The organism is Dactylosporangium maewongense (genome assembly GCF_039531485.1).
GTDB classification, from domain to species: domain Bacteria; phylum Actinomycetota; class Actinomycetes; order Mycobacteriales; family Micromonosporaceae; genus Dactylosporangium; species Dactylosporangium maewongense.
Genome location: NZ_BAAAQD010000011.1, coordinates 234,751 through 251,118 on the forward strand (window position 1 = coordinate 234,751; position 16,368 = coordinate 251,118).

General features: G+C 72.9%; 12 protein-coding genes. 5 read left to right on the plus strand and 7 right to left on the minus strand.

Annotated elements, in window-relative coordinates; genetic code table 11:
• Window positions 1–49: 49 nt before the first annotated feature.
• Window positions 50–2,221 carry an acyltransferase family protein gene (locus ABD332_RS27505; protein WP_344505044.1) on the minus strand — a complete coding sequence of 724 codons (2,172 nt, stop codon included), beginning with the start codon at window positions 2,219–2,221 and terminating at the stop codon, window positions 50–52.
• A gap of 199 nt (window positions 2,222–2,420) precedes the next feature.
• Between ABD332_RS27505 and ABD332_RS27510 the strand changes: the two genes are divergently transcribed.
• On the plus strand, window positions 2,421–2,690 hold the full coding sequence (locus ABD332_RS27510) for a hypothetical protein (protein WP_344505046.1): 270 nt from the start codon (window positions 2,421–2,423) through the stop codon (window positions 2,688–2,690).
• A gap of 48 nt (window positions 2,691–2,738) precedes the next feature.
• On the opposite strand, the gene ABD332_RS27515 is transcribed toward ABD332_RS27510, so the two are convergent.
• The 3 genes from ABD332_RS27515 to ABD332_RS27525 all read right to left on the minus strand — a co-directional run bounded on the left by ABD332_RS27515 (window position 2,739) and on the right by ABD332_RS27525 (window position 7,553).
• Entirely contained in the window at window positions 2,739–3,383 is a 645-nt protein-coding gene (locus ABD332_RS27515) for a nucleotidyl transferase AbiEii/AbiGii toxin family protein (protein WP_344505047.1), read from the minus strand.
• On the minus strand, window positions 3,380–3,718 hold the full coding sequence (locus ABD332_RS27520) for a hypothetical protein (protein WP_344505048.1): 339 nt from the start codon (window positions 3,716–3,718) through the stop codon (window positions 3,380–3,382). Before ABD332_RS27520 ends, ABD332_RS27515 begins: the two co-directional genes overlap by 4 nt.
• Before the next feature lie 1,726 nt (window positions 3,719–5,444).
• Window positions 5,445–7,553 (minus strand): MDR family MFS transporter, encoded by a 2,109-nt coding sequence (locus ABD332_RS27525; protein ID WP_344505049.1) that lies wholly within the window; start codon window positions 7,551–7,553, stop codon window positions 5,445–5,447.
• A gap of 125 nt (window positions 7,554–7,678) precedes the next feature.
• On the opposite strand from ABD332_RS27525, the gene ABD332_RS27530 reads away from it, so the two are divergent.
• The 3 genes from ABD332_RS27530 to ABD332_RS27540 are packed head-to-tail and all read left to right on the plus strand — an operon-like array spanning window position 7,679 to window position 10,180.
• Entirely contained in the window at window positions 7,679–9,304 is a 1,626-nt protein-coding gene (locus tag ABD332_RS27530; protein ID WP_344505050.1) for an ABC-F family ATP-binding cassette domain-containing protein, read from the plus strand.
• On the plus strand, window positions 9,301–9,687 hold the full coding sequence (locus ABD332_RS27535; protein WP_344505051.1) for a PPOX class F420-dependent oxidoreductase: 387 nt from the start codon (window positions 9,301–9,303) through the stop codon (window positions 9,685–9,687). Before ABD332_RS27530 ends, ABD332_RS27535 begins: the two co-directional genes overlap by 4 nt.
• The gene (locus ABD332_RS27540) at window positions 9,674–10,180 is read left to right on the plus strand and encodes an NUDIX hydrolase (RefSeq protein WP_344505052.1); all 507 of its coding nucleotides are present in this window, start codon (window positions 9,674–9,676) and stop codon (window positions 10,178–10,180) included. The genes ABD332_RS27535 and ABD332_RS27540 overlap by 14 nt, the downstream gene beginning before the upstream one ends.
• A gap of 3 nt (window positions 10,181–10,183) precedes the next feature.
• Here the strand turns inward: ABD332_RS27540 and ABD332_RS27545 are convergent, their stop codons facing one another.
• Complete coding sequence (locus tag ABD332_RS27545) at window positions 10,184–11,530, minus strand: hypothetical protein (RefSeq protein ID WP_344505053.1); 1,347 nt, start codon at window positions 11,528–11,530, stop codon at window positions 10,184–10,186.
• Between the two features lie 84 nt (window positions 11,531–11,614).
• Between ABD332_RS27545 and ABD332_RS27550 the strand changes: the two genes are divergently transcribed.
• The gene (locus tag ABD332_RS27550; protein ID WP_344505054.1) at window positions 11,615–13,441 is read left to right on the plus strand and encodes a tetratricopeptide repeat protein; all 1,827 of its coding nucleotides are present in this window, start codon (window positions 11,615–11,617) and stop codon (window positions 13,439–13,441) included.
• 43 nt (window positions 13,442–13,484) lie between these two features.
• Here ABD332_RS27550 and ABD332_RS27555 read toward each other — a convergent pair whose 3' ends face one another.
• Both ABD332_RS27555 and ABD332_RS27560 read right to left on the minus strand, forming a co-directional pair.
• Window positions 13,485–13,970: a peptidase inhibitor family I36 protein gene (locus ABD332_RS27555; RefSeq protein ID WP_344505055.1), complete on the minus strand. Its 486-nt coding sequence runs from the start codon at window positions 13,968–13,970 to the stop codon at window positions 13,485–13,487.
• A gap of 346 nt (window positions 13,971–14,316) precedes the next feature.
• The gene (locus ABD332_RS27560; protein ID WP_344505056.1) at window positions 14,317–15,768 is read right to left on the minus strand and encodes a hypothetical protein; all 1,452 of its coding nucleotides are present in this window, start codon (window positions 15,766–15,768) and stop codon (window positions 14,317–14,319) included.
• Between the last annotated feature and the right edge of the window lie 600 nt (window positions 15,769–16,368).

The window sequence follows — 16,368 nt, forward strand, 5'->3', positions numbered from 1 at the left end:
CTCCACGCCCCGACCTCCCGCCCCCTCGGATCAGCGAATCGGCCCGATGCTACTTCGGCAGCTCCGCCTGGAGCAGCGGGGTGAGGAGTTTGACGTAGCTGGCCGTGACGTGGCTGCCGTCGCGGTACACCAGAGCGTTGCCGACGATGACCGGGCAGACCGTGTCGGTGCAGAACCAGGTGGTGGGGTCGATGACCGGGAAGCCGGCCGCCTTGGCAGCGTCGGCGTTGGCGGTCCTGCGGCTCGCGTAGATCGCGGTGGTGACCTTCAGCGCGCACTGCTGGATCGCGGCGGGGTGGGCGGCGACGCAGTCGGGGACGCTGGTACCGCGCGGGTCCGGGGTGTCCTGCATGATGACCGGCTTCGCGCCCAGCTGCTGGATGCGTTTCGCGGAGCGGATCAGCGCGGCGGACCACAGGTCGTCGGCCTCCGCCTTGTCCCCGGCGGGCGCGCCGGCCTTGTCGACGGGCGGGTCCGTGTATGTGCGGGTCGACAGCAGTACCAACGCCGGCTTGAGCTCTTTGATCTTCGTGAACGCCTCCTCGCGCCACGTCGCGCACTCCGTGAACGCCCGCCGCGCGTTGATCTTGATCGTGTACGCGTCAGCGGGCGTGCACCCCGACTTCGTGAGCACGACGAGCCGCCAGTGCCGCTTCTTCGCCACCGCGTCGAAGGCGTCGAACCACTGCTCCGTGTGCGAGTCGCCGAACAGCACCATCGTCGCCGTGCCCTGCGGGTCGCCGTGTCTATCGCATTGTTGGCTCAGGGCTGTCTTGATAGTCGTCTCGTCGAGCGACGCGAGGCAGCCCTTCGACCCTTCCGGGCGGTCGTTGGCGGCGGCGGTGACGGGCGGCGTCAGGTTCTGCGGCATCGCGGTCACGGTCGCACTGGTCGCGATCAGCTCGAGGAGCTTCTTGCGCGCGTCGGCCAGCTGCTGCGCCTCCGAGACCGCGGGCTGCTGCGACAGGGCCTTCGCCGTGTCCTGGGCGGTGCCCTCACCCTTCACCTCGTTCGGCAGCCCGAGGAAGATCGCCGCGGCACCGAAGGTCAGCGCGGTGAGGGTGGCACCGAGGCCGAGCCCCCGCCCGGGGCGGCGCTTGAACACGGGGTTGAACCGGACCCGGTTCTCCACCAGGCGCAGCGACAGCCAGGCGGGGATCAGGCTGCCGGCCGCGACCGCCGCCTTCGTCCACGTGCCGAGCTCCTGGCCGGCGACGTGCGGGGCGAGCATCAGCGCGGGCCAGTGCCACAGGTACCAGCTGTAGGAGAGCTTGCCGATCGCCTGCATCGGCGCGGTCCCCAGGATCGCGACCGCGCCGTGTCTGGGTCGTGCGGTGCCGCCGGCGATGACGAGCACCGCGCCGCCGACCGGAAGCAGCGCGGCCATGCCGGGGAAGCGCGTCGTCTCGTCGAACATGACCGCGGACGCGACGATCGCGCCGACACCCAGCCACGTCGCCACCGCCGCGCCGGGCACGGCCTTGAGCCGCTCCGCCGCCAGGGCGATGAGCGCGCCGGCCGCCAGCTCCCACGCGCGGGCCTGGATCCCGAAGTACGCCCACGGCTGCGAGTGCCCGGTCTGCCACACGCACACCGCGAACGACACCACGCCCAGCCCCGTGAGCGCGATCGCCGCCCGCCGGCGGCTCGCCGTCCTGCTGGCCGCGGCGAGCAGCAGCAGCGGCCAGATGAAGTAGAACTGCTCCTCGACCGCGAGGGACCAGAAGTGCTGCAGCGGCGACGGCTCCAGCTCCGCGGACAGGTAGTCGGTGCCGAGGACCGCCAGCCGCACGTTGATCCCGTACGCGGCCGCCGACAGCGCGTCGAACACCACGGCCTTCGCCTGCACCGGCGACATCCACGTCCAGGCGGCCGCGACCGTGGCGATGACGACGACGGTCGACGCCGGCAGCAGTCGTACGATCCGCCGCCCGTAGAACGCGCCGAACCGGATCCGCCCGGTCTGCTGCAGCTCCCGGAACAGGTGCAGCGTGATGAGGAACCCGGAGATGACGAAGAAGACGTCGACGCCCACGTACCCGCCGTGCACGAGCCCGAGACCGGCGTGGTTGGCGACCACCAGCAGCACCGCGACGGCGCGGAGGCCCTCGATGTCGGGCCGGAACCGGTCCGCGGCCGGCGCCTGCGGCTTGCCCTGCGGGCGCCGCGGGCCTTCTGGGTTGACGTCCGTGGATCGCCGTTGCGCTTGATAGGTGGTCAACAACCCCTCCGGCGGTTCGGCACCGGCACACGGTAGCGGGTGCCTCCCGGCGCCTGCCTGTCAGGTGACCCGGCTCACCGGCGCCGTTCCCTCGTACCGGTGACGCTGCGGTAGCCCACGTCACAATCCGTAGTACGTGCTGGTAACCGCTCGTACCGTCGATGAAGTTGACGCGTTCTCATCTTCTGGAGGTTGCCTCATGCGTCCGTACGACCACCCCGAATGGTGCGCCCGGGGTCACCGGTGCGGTCTCGGCGAGCACCGCGCCCACCCGGTCGTCATGGAGGTCGACGGCGTTGGCAAGGTCCTGCTGACCCGCGTCCTGGGCACCAACGGCCGCGAACGGATGGAGCTGACCGGCTCCGCGTACGTCACCGGCAAGGGCCAGGCCGCCCGCCGCCAGGTCGACCGCACGCTGCGCGGCTTCGCCGACGTGCTGTCGAACGAGGCCTCGCTGGCCCGCGCCTGACGTTTCGCTTATCCGTTTCGCTTATACGTTTCGCTTAATACGTTTCGCTTATCTCGGCCAGCTCTTCAGGCGTTGCCGCAGCTCGGCGACGCGGTCCAGGGCCAGTCCGTAGTAGGCGAACCGGCCGTCGTCGAGCCGGTCCAGGTAGCGGCCCGCGGCGGACACGTCCTCGTCCTCCAGCCCCGGGTCCTGCCGCCGGGCCAGCTCGAGCAACTGCGGCACGGAGTAGTGCTGGATCGCCGCGGCCACGTCGATGTAGTCCCGCACCTCCCGCCGGTTCACCAGCGCCGCCACCTTCGTGGCGATGAGGTCGTCACGGTGCATGACCGGGCCCACGTCCATCATCACCGGGCTCTCGCTCCGGTCGAGCCGGCTCAGCGTCAACCGCACCGTCCTGGCGCCGTCACCGACGGTGAACTCCCGCTGGTCGAACCCGGCGAACAGGTCGAGAAGGTCATCGGCCTCCTCCTCCTGCACCGTGTACCCCGCGCCCCGCAACGCCCGGCACACCGCGTCCGCGGCCCGCCCGGCCCCGCCGTCGGTGTCGGTGAACAGGTCGACGTCCTCGGTCGGCCGCGACACAAGACCGCTCATCAGCCACGCGAACCCGCCCCCGAGCACGAACCCGTGCCGCTCCCCCACCGCAAGGGCGATCCTGGCAACCTCGGTGTAGAACGGGTCGGTCGTGCTCACCTCAGCCGCAGTGGCTGATGGCGGGCCTCCCACGCCAGCCGGACCCCACGCGGCAGGTTCAGCTCGGGCCACACCCTGACGAGCCGCCGCCCGTTGACCCAGCGCCGCAGCTCCTCGACGCGGATCGCCTCCCGCAGCACGTTCTCGTACATCCACAGCAGCAGGTCAGGCTTGTCCAGGTCGAAGTCCCGCCGCGGATTCCACATCAACCGCTGCGGCAATTCCACGACCCCGCGGACCGGCCCCCGCAGCTCGGCAAGGGTCCGGGACACAAGCGCCGGCCGATGCGGCCGCGCGAGAAACGCGACGCGCCCCGGATCCGTCTCGTCCTGCATCGCCCCGGCCCTTCCATGGTCCCTTGTAGTCGGCCAGTGTACCGCTGCACCGTTTGTCCGCCCTACCACCGACGCGGCGGGTCCCACACGTGTGACGCGGCGCTCTGCGCCTCCCGCTTCCTAGGATACTAGGTGGACAGCCCCTCGACCGCCGCCTCACCGCCCAGATCAGATCGACGTTGCGCGATCCACCCTCATTTCAGAGATCATCTTGTACGTGGATCGCGCAACGTCGATTGCGCAAAGGCCACATACCGGGGCATTGACCAACGTCTGTCGCGGGCTGTCGGACGGCGCACGTCGAACGGCTACGGCTCACGTCGCGGCTGCTCATGCCCACCTCGACCATCCACCTCGGCTGGGGCCTGGGCTGGTCTGCCACCATGCCTGTCGTGGCCGGGCGGCTACTGGGTCAGCCCTGGCGATGGTGGCGGAGGTGAGGAGCGGGGCGGGAAGTGAGACAGGAGGGCGTGGCACGGTCCTGGCTCGCCATGAGCGGTCTCGCCATCGGCCTCATGGACACCGGCGACAGGATGCGGACCATGCAGGTGGTGCGGATCGGCAACGCTACGCAGCGTCGGCCCCCAACCCGGTTGCTTTGACCTCGCTGGCCGACCCGGGCTGATGCCATCGCCCGACTCCGTGTGATCGACCGTTGCACCCACGCCGGCGCCTTCACCTCGGCTCGCTGCCCGCTGCAGACGGACCCCGGCCCCGCCCCACAGCATCCTGCCCACGGCGTCTGCTACCCGCGGGGGCGAGGTCAGCGGTCGCGCTCATGCCGTGATGCAGAAGCGGCCAGCGCAATCACCTTGGGCCGCTCCAACCAACGCCACCCGAGCCCAGTCTGTTGCCGCTCACGGGCGTTCGCCCTTTCCGGGCGTCCGCGGCTGGGCGGTAGCGGGAGGCAGTGGGGCCAGCGGACGAGTGAGCAGCAAGCGGGCGGCAAGGTCAGCGGGCGCGGCGCGCGCAGCAGGTGGGTCAGGAACAAGCGACGGGCAGGTCAGCCGGGCGCGGCACGGCTCCCCACCACCGCCCACCCGCCGCAGGCGCAGCCACCTCGACGCAGCGGACACCGCCACGGACCGCCACGGACACCGCCACGACCACTGCCCGCCTCCGCCACGGCGAGGCCAACCAACGGCCACCCCAGGACGGCCATCGCCGGGTCCAGGGGCCCGCGGCCGCCGCCCAGAGGTAGTCCGTCTCGGCCCGGGCAGCAAGTGGGTCAGGAGCGAGCGGCGAGCAGGTCAGCCGGGCGCGGCAGGGCTCCCCACCACGGACCAGCCGCGACCACCCGCAGCCAACGAGACCCACTCGGACTCCGCCACGCACACGACCACGACCCACCCGCCGCCACCACGGCGAGGCCAACCAACGGCCACCCCAGGACGGGCCGTTGCCAGGGCTAGGGTCCCGGCTGTTACCCAGCGGTGGTGGGTCGCGACCCGGGGCAACAGGTCAGTCAGGAGCGAGCGGCGGGCAGGTCAGCGGGGCGCGGCAGGGCTCCCCACCACGGACCACCCGCCGCAGGCGCAGCCAGCTCGACGCGGCGGGCACCGCCACGCGGACAGCCGTGACCGCTGCCCGCCGCCACCAACGGCGAGGCCGACCAACGGCCCCCCCGCGGGCGGCCATTGCCAGGCCCAACCACCGCGGCCGGCGCCCGGCGGTGGTTGGTCGCAGCGCGGGCAGCGGGTGGGGTCAGGAGCGGGTGGCGGGCAGGTCAGCGGGCGTGGCGGGGCTCCACCTCGCCGTGGGCGGCCTGGCCGTCGGCCTCATGGGCGCCGGCGGCATGGTGGGGGGCGTGATCCGGGTGGGCGTCGGCGATGCCCTCCGCGGCGTGGGCGCCCGTCGCCGCTTTCTTGAGATCGGTGATGCGACCCGAGCCGTTGCCGTTGCTGTCGCCTGAGGCGGCTGGCCGGCCGTTGCCGGACAGAGTCGAGGTGGAAGTGGCGGGGGCGGCCGACGAAGCGTCGGCGGCGGGCGAAGCGCCCCAGGCCGCAGGCGAGGCGCCCGGGGCGGCAGAGGCGGGTGCGCCGTTGGGCACAGCGTCCGTGGCAGGCAGAGCATCCAAGGCCGCGGTGGGAGAAGCGCCCGAGGCGGCGGAGGGCGAAGCAACCGAGCCGACGGCGGAAGGAGTGCCCGAGGCGACGGTGGAAGGAGTGCCGGGGGCGGGCGAAGGAGCGCCGGTGGTGGAGGGAGCGCCGGAGGCGGCGTCTTCGGCGGCGCGTTGCTGGGCGGCGGACAGGGAGCGGAGGGGGATCTCGGGCAGGAAGAGGATGACGACGAAGCCGACGACCATGATGCCGGCGGCGACCAGGAACACGACACTCATGGCGTCGGAGAAGCCCACCTTGAAGGGGTGGGAGAGGGCGTCGGCGAGGCGGTTGACGAAGGAGGTGTCGTTGAAGGCGCTCGCGCTGCCCGAGGTGCCGGCGGAGCGGATGGCCTGGACCTGGTCGGGGTGGGCGCGGGCGGCGGCCTGGAACTCGGGGGTGGTCTGGGCTGCGGTGAAGGCGCCCTTGATCTTGTCCGGCAGGAGGCTGAACAGGACGGAGAGGAAGACGGCGGCGCCGAGGGTGCCGCCCATGGAGCGGAAGAACGTGACGGTGGAGGTGGCGACGCCGATCTCGCGGGGGTTCGCCGCGTTCTGGGCGGCGGTGATCACGGGCTGCATGTTGCCGCCGAGGCCGAGGCCCATCAGGGCCATGACCAGCATGGTCTGCCACAGCGGGGTGTCGGCGCCGATGCGGGAGAACAGGGCGAGCGCGGCGACCATGAGCAGCGAGCCGATGATCGGGAACTTGCGGTACTTGCCGGTGCGGGCGATGACCTGGCCGGAGATGATCGAGCCGCTCATGATGCCCAGGACGAGCGGCAGGAGCATGAGGCCGGCCTCGGTGGGCGTGGCGCCCTTCACGATCTGCAGGTAGAGCGGGAGCGTGAGCAGTCCGCCGAACATGGCCATGCCGAGGATGAAGCTGCTGGTCGAGGCGACGGAGAAGGTGCGGCCGCGGAACAGGCGCAGCGGCAGCAGGGCCTCGTCCTTGTAGGACCACTCGGCGACGAGGAACAGGGCCAGGCCGACGGCGCCGATGGCGAAGCAGAGCACGGAACGCCCGGAGCCCCAGCCCCACTCGCGGCCCTGCTCGGCAACGGTGAGCAGCGGCACGAGGCAGACGATGAGGGCGACCGCGCCGGGCCAGTCGATGCGGTGGTCCTGGCGGCGGTGCGGGATGTGCAGCACACGCATGACGACGAGGAACGCGGCGAGGGCGATCGGCACGTTGATGTAGAAGATCCAGCGCCAGCCGGTGACGCCGAGGATCTCGTCGGTGCCGGCGAAGAAGCCGCCGAGGACCGGGCCGAGGACGCTGGACGTGCCGAAGACGGCCAGGAAGTAGCCCTGGTACTTGGCGCGCTCCCGGGGCGGGACGATGTCGCCGATGATCGCGAACGCGAGGGAGAACAGGCCGCCGGCGCCGATGCCCTGCACGGCGCGGTAGGCGGCCAGCTGGTAGATCGTCCCGGCGATGCCGCACAGCACGGAGCCGAGGATGAAGATGCCGATGGCGAAGAGGATGAACGGCTTGCGGCCGTAGATGTCCGACAGCTTCCCGTAGAGCGGGGTCGCGATCGTCGACGTGATGAGGAACGCCGTCGTCGCCCACGCCTGGATGGAGAATCCGCCCAGGTCGTCGGCGATGGTGCGCATCGCCGTGGACACGATGGTCTGGTCGAGCGCGGCCAGGAACATCGCCATCATCAGCCCGCCGAGGATCGTCATGATCTGGCGGTGCGTCAGCGTGTCTTCGCCTGTCGTCGAACTCAAGGCGGTCCCCCAAATAAACGTTACGAGCCGATGGCGTTCCGGAAATCAGGCTACTCCCGCCTACCCAGTGACGCGCACTGAGACACAATATGCGCGGGGTACGACAGAAACTGCGGAGGTAACTGGTGAGCGCCACGCTGGTGGTGAAGGAGCTCGCGGCCGGTCACGGCGATCGGGCGTTGTTCTCCGGGCTGGATCTCGTCGTCGCGCCCGGCGACGTGATCGGCCTGGTCGGGGCCAACGGGGCGGGCAAGTCGACACTGCTGCGCACGCTCGCCGGGCTGCTGCCGACCGAGGCGGGCGGCTTCGGGCTCAACCCGCCGACCGCGATCATCGGCTATCTGCCGCAGGAGCCCGACCGCCGCGAGGGTGAGACGGTGCTGCAGTTCCTGGCCCGGCGCACCGGGGTCGCCGACGCGCAGCGGCGGATGGACGCCGCCGCGGAGCGGATCGAGCAGGACCCGGACGAGTATTCCGACGCGTTGGAGCGCTGGTTGGCGCTCGGCGGCGCCGACCTCGACGAGCGCGTCGTGGCCGTCGCGGCGGACCTCGGGCTGGCCGTGGACCTCGACCTGCCGATGACGGCGCTGTCCGGCGGGCAGGCGGCCCGCGCCGGGATGGCGTCGCTGCTGCTGTCACGGTACGACGTCTTCTTGCTGGACGAGCCCACCAACGACCTCGACCTCGACGGCCTGGAGCGGCTCGAACGGTTCGTCCAGGGCCTCAAGGCCGGCGCCGTGATCGTCAGCCACGACCGGGAGTTCCTGGCCCGCACGGCCACCGGCGTGCTGGAGCTGGACCTCGCCCAGCAGCAGGTCAACTTCTTCGGCGGCGGCTACGCGGCGTACCTGGAGGAGAAGGCGATCGCGAAGCGGCGCGCCCGGGAGGCGTACGACGAGTACTCCGACACGAAGGCCGACCTCGAGGCGCGGGCCCGGATGCAGCGCGCGTGGATGGAGAAGGGCGTCAAGAACGCCCGCCGCAAGCAGCCCGACAACGACAAGGTCAGCAAGGGCAAGAAGATCGAGTCGACGGAGAAGCAGGCGTCGAAGGCCCGCCAGACCGACCGGCTGATCGAGCGGCTCGAGGTGGTGGACGAGCCGCGCAAGGAGTGGCAGCTGCGGATGGAGATCGCCGCCGCGCCGCGCGCCGGGGCGGTCGTCGCGACGCTCAACCGGGCGGTCGTGACCCGCGGGGACTTCACGCTCGGGCCGGTGGACCTGCAGGTCGACTGGGCGGACCGGGTCGCGATCACCGGTGCGAACGGCGCGGGCAAGTCCACGCTGCTCGCCGCGCTGCTCAAGCGCGTCCCGCTGGCCAGCGGCACCGCGGCGCTCGGGCCGGGCGTCGTCGTCGGCGAGGTCGACCAGGCCCGCGGCCTGTTCGTCGGGGCGAAACCGTTGCTGGACGCGTTCTGCGAGGCCGTGCCGGACCAGCAGCCGGCCGACGTACGGACGCTGCTGGCGAAGTTCGGCCTCAAGGCGCACCACGTGCTGCGTCCCGCGGCGAGCCTGTCACCCGGCGAGCGGACCCGGGCGGCGCTGGCGCTGCTGCAGGGGCGCGGCGTAAACCTGCTCGTGCTCGACGAGCCGACCAACCACCTGGACCTGCCGGCGATCGAGCAGCTGGAGTCCGCGCTCGACGGGTACCCCGGCACGCTGCTGCTGGTCACCCACGACCGGCGGATGCTGGCGGCGGTCCACACGACCCGGCACGTCGACGTGCACGACGGGAAGGTCACGGTCAGGTGAGCGAGGAGTTCTGGACCGAACGGCACCTGTGCACGGTCACGACGATCCGCCGGGACGGCACCCCGCACGTCGCGCCCGTCGGCGCCACCTACGACGAGACGACCGGCATCGCCCGGATCATCACGTCGGGCACGTCGCAGAAGGTCCGCAACGTCCGCGCCAACCCGCGGGTCGCGATCTGCCAGGTCGACGGGCGTCGCTGGACGACCCTGGAAGGCACCGCCGTCATCGACGCCGACCCTGAGGCGGTCGCGGACGCCGAGCGGCGCTACGCCGACCGGTACAGGACGCCCCGCCCCAACCCGCAGCGGGTCGTCATCGTGGTGACGGTGACACGGGTGCTGGGCACGGTCCGGGTAGGTTCGCCGCATGGGAGTTCCTAGATACGTCCGGACCATGCGCGCGCACATCGGGCACGACCTGCTGCTCCTGCCCGGGGTCAGCGGGATCGTCGTGGACGACCGCGGCCGGCTGCTGCTCGCCCGCCGCAGCGACACCGGCGGGTGGGCGGTCCTGGCCGGCGTGGTCGAGCCCGGCGAGCAGCCCGCCGACGCGGTCGTGCGCGAGGTCCGGGAGGAGACCGGCGTCGAGGTGAGGGTCGAGCGGCTCCTCGGCGTCGCCATGCACCCCGTGCACTACCCCAACGGCGACCGGTGCGAATACCTGAATGTGACGTTCCTGTGCAGCGTCGCCGGCGGTACCGCCACCGTCAACGACGACGAGTCGCTCGAGGTCGGCTGGTTCGACCCGGCCGACCTGCCGCCGATGGAGCCCTATTCGCGGCTGAGGGTGGAGATGGCGGTGCGCGACGCCAAGGAGGCGTGGTTCGCCCCGCCCGGGTCCCGGCACCCCGCGCTGGTCGAGCCGTCGATGTGACCGTCAGTTCTGCGGGGGCCAGGCAGGCGGCGGGTTCTGCGGGTAGCCGGCCGGCGGGTCCGAGTTCGGCGGGCCGCTGACCGGCGGCGAGGCCGGCTGCGAGGGCACCTGCGGAGCGGGACCGCCCATGCTGGGGACCGTCCACGGCTGCGGGATCGCACCCGGGTGCGGCTCCGGCGGCGGGCTGGGGTACGTCGGCTGCCCGAACACGGGACCGTCCACGGTCGGCGGCGGCGGCGCGGGAAAGCCGGTCGACTGCGCCGGGATTCCCGCCGGCGCCGGACCCGGCGGATACCCGGAGGGCGGTCCGGACAGGGGCGGGCTCACGTCGTACACCAGCGGCGGCGCGAACCCAGGAGCAACCGGCAGGACACCGGTGGCAGGACTCCCCACCGGGGCGGCCGCCAGTGGTGCCAGCCGGCGCCCGACCAGCTCCAGCAGCCAGACCGCGAGCAGCCCCACCACCGCGAGCAGCCCGGTCGTCAGCAGCGTCGTCGCCGCGTGCGCCCCCTCGATCAGCTGCCAGCGGCGCACCCCGTCGACGATGAACACACCGAGGACGACGCCGAACACGCCCGCCCGGCGGCCGACCACGCTGACCCCGCCGAGCAGCACCGCGGCGAGCGCATACGGCAGGTGCCCCGTCTCGGTGAACACGGCCGCGCTGGTCAGCCGCGTCGACAAGACCCCCGCGACGCCGGCGAGCGCCGCCGAGCCGGCCACCCCGACCAGCGCGCCGGTCAGCTTCGCCGGCCGCCAGCGGGCGGGGTCCTCGCCGCCCGAGGGACGGTTCGCGGAGAGGCCGCGGCGGACGGCCGGCAGCGCGAACAGCACGGCGCCCGCGATCGACCCGGCGACGAAGACGGCGACCCACGCGCCGAAGCCGCCGGAAGCGCGGGCGGCGCCGGTGACCGGGACCAGCCGACCCTCGGTGGCCTGCAGCAGCGCCGCGGAGACGACGAACCCGCCGCCGAGCGTCACCGCCCACGCGGGCAGCGCGGTGAGGCCGGTGAGCAGGGCGAGCGCCAGGCCGACGCCGAACGCGGCGAGGACCGCGACCAGGAACGCGGCCGGCACGGAGGTGCCGTCGTTCACCTGGTCGGCGTACACCCAGCCGGCGAGGACCGCGATCGAGCCGATCGCCAGGTTGGGGGTGGCGGTGCGCAGCGACAGGGCCAGGCCGCAGGCGGCGAAGCCCAGGATCGCGAGCCCCGCCCACGACTGGCCGCGGCTGAACACGGCGGAGTTGGCGTTGAGCAGGCCGGCGACGACGGCGCCGGCGGCGAGCAGGAGCACCGCCTCCCAGACCAGGTGCGGTGCGAGCTCGCGCATGGGTCGGACCTCGGTCATGCGGCGACGCTACCGCGCATCGACGACCGACGCTGCCCACACGCCGCCCGACGTCATCCGTTCGGCGTGCTCTACTCTCCGCGGGTGGCCGACGATGTCGAAGACCCGGTGGCGCAGGCGCACGGCGAGCTGTCCCTGGCGCGGGTGGCGCTCGCCGAGGACGACCTCGAGCACGCCGCCAACCACATCGCCGGCGCGATCGCGTGGGCGCCGGGGCTGCCGGAGGTGCACGAGCTGCTCGCGGCGCTGACCGTCCGGGCCGGCGGCGACGTCGCGGAGCTGTTCCCGCTGCGGGAGCCGGCGTTCATCGGCACGGTCGTGGCGCGGGCGCACGTGACGGCGAAGGCCGACCCGATCGGGGCGCTGCGGATGCTGGCGCAGGCGACCGGGTTCGACCCGGAGCAGCCGTGGGCGGACGTCAGCTGGGTGCGGGCCGCCGACCCGGCCGGCCTGGACCCCGACGACCTCGCCAGGCTCTTCGTCGGGGTGATGCAGCGGCTCGGCGACCCGGCGCCGCCGCCGGTGGCGAAGGCCAACGAGGTGTGGCTGGACCTCGCCCGCCGGTCGCTGCGCGCCCACCCCGACCACGCGCTGCTGCACGGGGCCTCGGCCGGGCTCGGCCGCCGGTTCGGCGACACGGCGGAGGCCGTCCGGTGGGGCGCCCGCGGGCACCGGCTGCACCCGGACAAGCTGACGTCGGTCTGGTACGCGTACGCCCTGCGCGCCGACGGCCGCCTCGACGCGGCGCTGAAGGTGATGCGCGCGGCGTGGCGGGCGGCGCCGGACGAGGTCGACCTGTGCGCCGACATGGCCAACTGGCTCGCCGACTCCGGCCGCGTCGACGAGGCGATCGAGCTGCTGGAGGAGGGGATGCGCCGCCGGTCGGACTACGACTGTGCGGTGCACACCGTGCACCGGCTGCGGTTCCAGCGCGACGGTGACGCGCGGCACCTGGTGGCCCTCGCCGACTTCATCCGCGAGCACCCGGTCGTCAGCCACGAGCACGCCGACCTGGCGCAGGCGTGCGAGCGGCTCCCCTGGCTCGGCCGGGTCACCGGCCCGACCGAGGCGTGCGTGAACACGCTGCACCGGATCCCGGCCGGCGAGCGGGGCACGATGGACGGCGGGATGTCGCTGTCGGCGCTCGAGGTGCCCAGCGCCCTCGCGGTGCTGCGCCGACAGCTGCCGGGCGTCACCGTGCGGGTGGAGGGCGCGCCCGCCGCCGACCTGGTGCGGCCGTTGCGGGAGGTGCGGGTGCTGTGGCGGTACGACGGGACCACCGCCTATCCGACGGTCGAGCCCGCCGCCGCGGCCAGCCAGGCGCTCCTGGCGGGGATCGCCGGTCCGGTGTGGCCGCACCCGGTCGCCGCCTACGACCACGCGATGCCGCTCGGCGAGCTGCCGGTCGAGCAGCTGCTGTCGCTGCTGGTGCACCCGCCGGCGCGGCCCGAACGGTTCGCGGAGCTGCCCGACGGCTGGTGGGAGCGGTCGGCGCAGGTGTTCGCGTGCCTCGGCCTGCTGCACTGCGGCGAGCTGCGCAACCCGGCCGACCCCGGCGACACGGCAGCGCAGCGGCGGCTGCTGACCGACCTCGCGTGGGGCGTCGAGGACTGGACGACGGAGGCGGCGCTCTTCGCGCTGACGGTCGCGGCGTGGCTGGACCCGGCGTGCCGGGTGGAGGTCTGTGACACGGTCGGCCGCCGGTTCCTGGCCGCGGTGCGGGCGTCGCGGACCAGGGCGGTGACGATCAGGGACTCGCTGTCGGCGCTGGTGCGGATCGTGCCGGGCATGGTCCCGGACATGCTGGCCCTCGCCGGTGAGGTGTCGGGTGTACCGGCGGCGCCCGCCCGCACGGAGAAGCCGGCCTCCCCGTCACGGTTCGGCCGGCTCTTCCGGCGGCGTCAGCAGTAGCGCCGGGGTGGCCCGGTGTGTCGCGCCCGGGCCTCAGGCGGCGTCAGCAGTAGCGGTACACGTCGGTGGCGCGGTTCGTGGCGCCGCCGACGAAGTCGATCGACCGGTACCCGACGCCGACGCTGAACAGGCCGGTGCCGTAGTCGAAGAACTGCACGCTGCCCCGGCTGAGGTTGTAGTAGGCGGACTCGACGCGGCCCTGCCAGCCGTACGTGGCGAGGCTCTGCCACCCGCACGAGGACAGCTTGCCGCGCGGGTAGCCGAAGTCCGCGCGGTCGTAGAAGCAGAACCATCCCGACGGGCAGTCGACGTACGCGTCGACGTGCTCGGGTGACGGCGCGGGCGGCGCCAGCGTGACGACGAACCGGCCGCCGTCGTAGCTGATCTCGTTGGCGCCGACGACCGTCCCGCCGGGGTGTTCGGCGAGGTACGACGCGGCGCCGGCGGTGACGGGTGCCGCGGCGGCGGGCGCGGCGGTCGTGGTGATCGCCACGACGGCGAAGCAGGCGAGTGTCAGGGCACGGATCATGGCTGAACCCCCACGTTTCAGCGGACCGGGACGCGGTGCGGTGACTGCGTGTCACCCGCGGATCCCCCCGGACCGCTCCAGGTGCACGCCGTTGGCGCGACCGTATTCGCCACCGAGCGTGGTCACCATGGCCGTGTACAGACTGTGCCATGAATGAATACGTTCCGGCGTACTGCCTGCTCGTCACCTCCGTCGAATTCTCAACGATTTATCAATCGTCGTACGGACCGTAACGTCCTGTCGCGGGCTCGCCGACCTGCGGGCCGTCGCGGCGCGACTGACGGACGGTGACCGAGGGCCGGCCGCCACGGGGGCGACCGGCCCGATCTGCAAGTTGCAGCACCGCTCAGTCCGGCTGGTCGTCCCACACCGAACGCACGTACACGATCTGCCGGGTGGTCACCGGCACACCGTTCTGCCGCTGGATCGTGGACTCGTGCACCAGCAGGCGGCCGGTGCCGGGGTCGAACACGACCGTCTCGCGGACGCCGTCCGGGCCGTCGGCGCTGAACGCCTTGCCGGGCAGCCCCAGCCGGTCAGCGATGGTCTTGCCCCGGTATGCGAGGCCGGGCGTGCCGCGCAGCATCCGCAGCACCGCGATGCGTTCCGGCGCGCGCAGCGGGTAGGCGACGCACAGCTCCCCGAGCCGCCGCAGGAGTGCCGCGGCGCCGGGGCGCTCCACCCCCTCCAGGGTCCGCTGCAGCTGGACCGGGTCGGCGCTCGGCGGCCCGGCCGCCCCGGCGGGCGGGCCCGGCGGCAGCGGCTCCGGCGACGACGTCGCCCCCGTGCCGTAGGTCCTGACCCGGCCGGGTGCCGCCGGCGACCAGTCGAGCTCCTCGTTCACGTTGCTCGTGGTGTTCAGGTACTCCGGCGGCGGCCCGTAGGTGGTGATGACGACGTCGACGTGCGCGTGGTCGCCCGCCGCCGCCTCGGCCGGGTCGATCGCGGCGATGACGGCGTCGAGCTCCGCCTGGGCCGGCGCGCCGGGCGTGAGGGTCGGTGGCGGCGGGGTCGGCGTGCGCGCCGGCCCGCCGGACGCCGCGACGCCGGTGCGGGCCGGCGTATCGCCGGTGCCGCCGGCCAGCCACAGGCCCGCGACCGTGAGGACGACCAGGGCCGCAGCGACGGCCGGCACGACCACGCCGCGGCGGCGCCACGGCGGTGGCCCGGGCGGCAGCTGCTCGAGGCGGGCCTTCCACTGCTCGGCCGCGTCCGGGGTGCCGCCGCTGAGGTACAGCCGCCACAGCAGCTCGTCGTCGGTCCACCGGGTGGGTAGCAGCGGCCGGGGGCGCAGCCGCTGCGCCGCCGGGACGGGGTCCGGCAGCTCGGCGGGCGCGCCGTGCTCCTCGGTCTCCGCCCGGCGCCGGCCGATGGTCTGCTCGTCGACGCCCTGCGCCGCGATCAGGGACCTGAGCGCGCGCCGCGCCGCGAGCCGGTCGGCGTCGTCGCCGAGGTCCGGCTGGAACCGGGCCGCCCGGCTGATGGCGTCCGCTCGGGCGGCGCGCCACTCGTCGAAGGTGGACGGGTCCTCGTTGACGCTCTTCAGGTACAGCTCGAGGTGCTCCCAGGACGGGATCTGCAGGCCGCTGTCGGCCTTCGACAGGGTCGTCTGGTTGCTGTTCACGCGCTGCGCCATGACCTGGTAGGACGGGTTGCCGTCCGCCTCGCGGGCCCGCCGCATCCGGTGGGCGAAGTCGGCGGGCGGGTGGTAGCCGACCACCGGTTTGACCGGGCGGCCGCGGCGTCGTGCGTCGGTGGGGTGGGGTGCGTGGCCGTCATCGCCACGGGCGTCGAGCATGGACGGGCTCGCTCTCGTTCCGGTGCTTTCCGACAGTTCTCGAGGGTGTTCGCTCCGGCGGGGACGCCCTACTGAGGGGCGGTAGGGCGTCGCCTCACCTGGATCAGCGATCTGCGGGTCGGGGGAAGCGTCATGGCGCCGTCCGTTTGCAGCCGCACGGCACGCATCCCGACTTGCGGCAGTTTGCCATCCGGCTCGCGCGGTTACCAGTCATGCGCGGTCCGGATTGCCGACACATCGTCGCGAGTAATTGCCTACCGATCAGTAGGCCGGTCGGGACCGGACTGGCCGCGCGGCGGAGGTGTGACTGTCCAGTCGGTGGCCACCGTCGCCGACCGGCTCATCGGCTTCTACCGTATCGGCGGACGTCACTGCCGTGACCTCATTCGCATCCACACTGTCGGGTCTTGGATGCGATGACAACAATGAGGTAACGTCGCCGCATTCAGTGACGTAACGGTCACTCGACCCGCCGAGCGGGCCGTCGTAAGGACCGTGGAGCTCCCGGTCGGACCTTCTCGAGGGTTCAGCGATCTGGGGACGGGGGTCTTCCGTTGCAGCGGAAGGCCCCCACTGCGTCCCACCAGGCCGGCGGGGCCT

What these genes read in the sequence shown, in the direction of transcription:
- ABD332_RS27545 (WP_344505053.1), bottom strand. Translation starts at nt 11,530, where the DNA reads ATGACCGAGGTCCGACCCATGCGCGAGCTCGCACCGCACCTGGTCTGG.
- ABD332_RS27520 (WP_344505048.1), bottom strand. Translation starts at nt 3,718, where the DNA reads ATGCAGGACGAGACGGATCCGGGGCGCGTCGCGTTTCTCGCGCGGCCG.
- ABD332_RS27555 (WP_344505055.1), bottom strand. Translation starts at nt 13,970, where the DNA reads ATGATCCGTGCCCTGACACTCGCCTGCTTCGCCGTCGTGGCGATCACC.
- ABD332_RS27540 (WP_344505052.1), top strand. Translation starts at nt 9,674, where the DNA reads ATGGGAGTTCCTAGATACGTCCGGACCATGCGCGCGCACATCGGGCAC.
- ABD332_RS27510 (WP_344505046.1), top strand. Translation starts at nt 2,421, where the DNA reads ATGCGTCCGTACGACCACCCCGAATGGTGCGCCCGGGGTCACCGGTGC.
- ABD332_RS27560 (WP_344505056.1), bottom strand. Translation starts at nt 15,768, where the DNA reads ATGCTCGACGCCCGTGGCGATGACGGCCACGCACCCCACCCCACCGAC.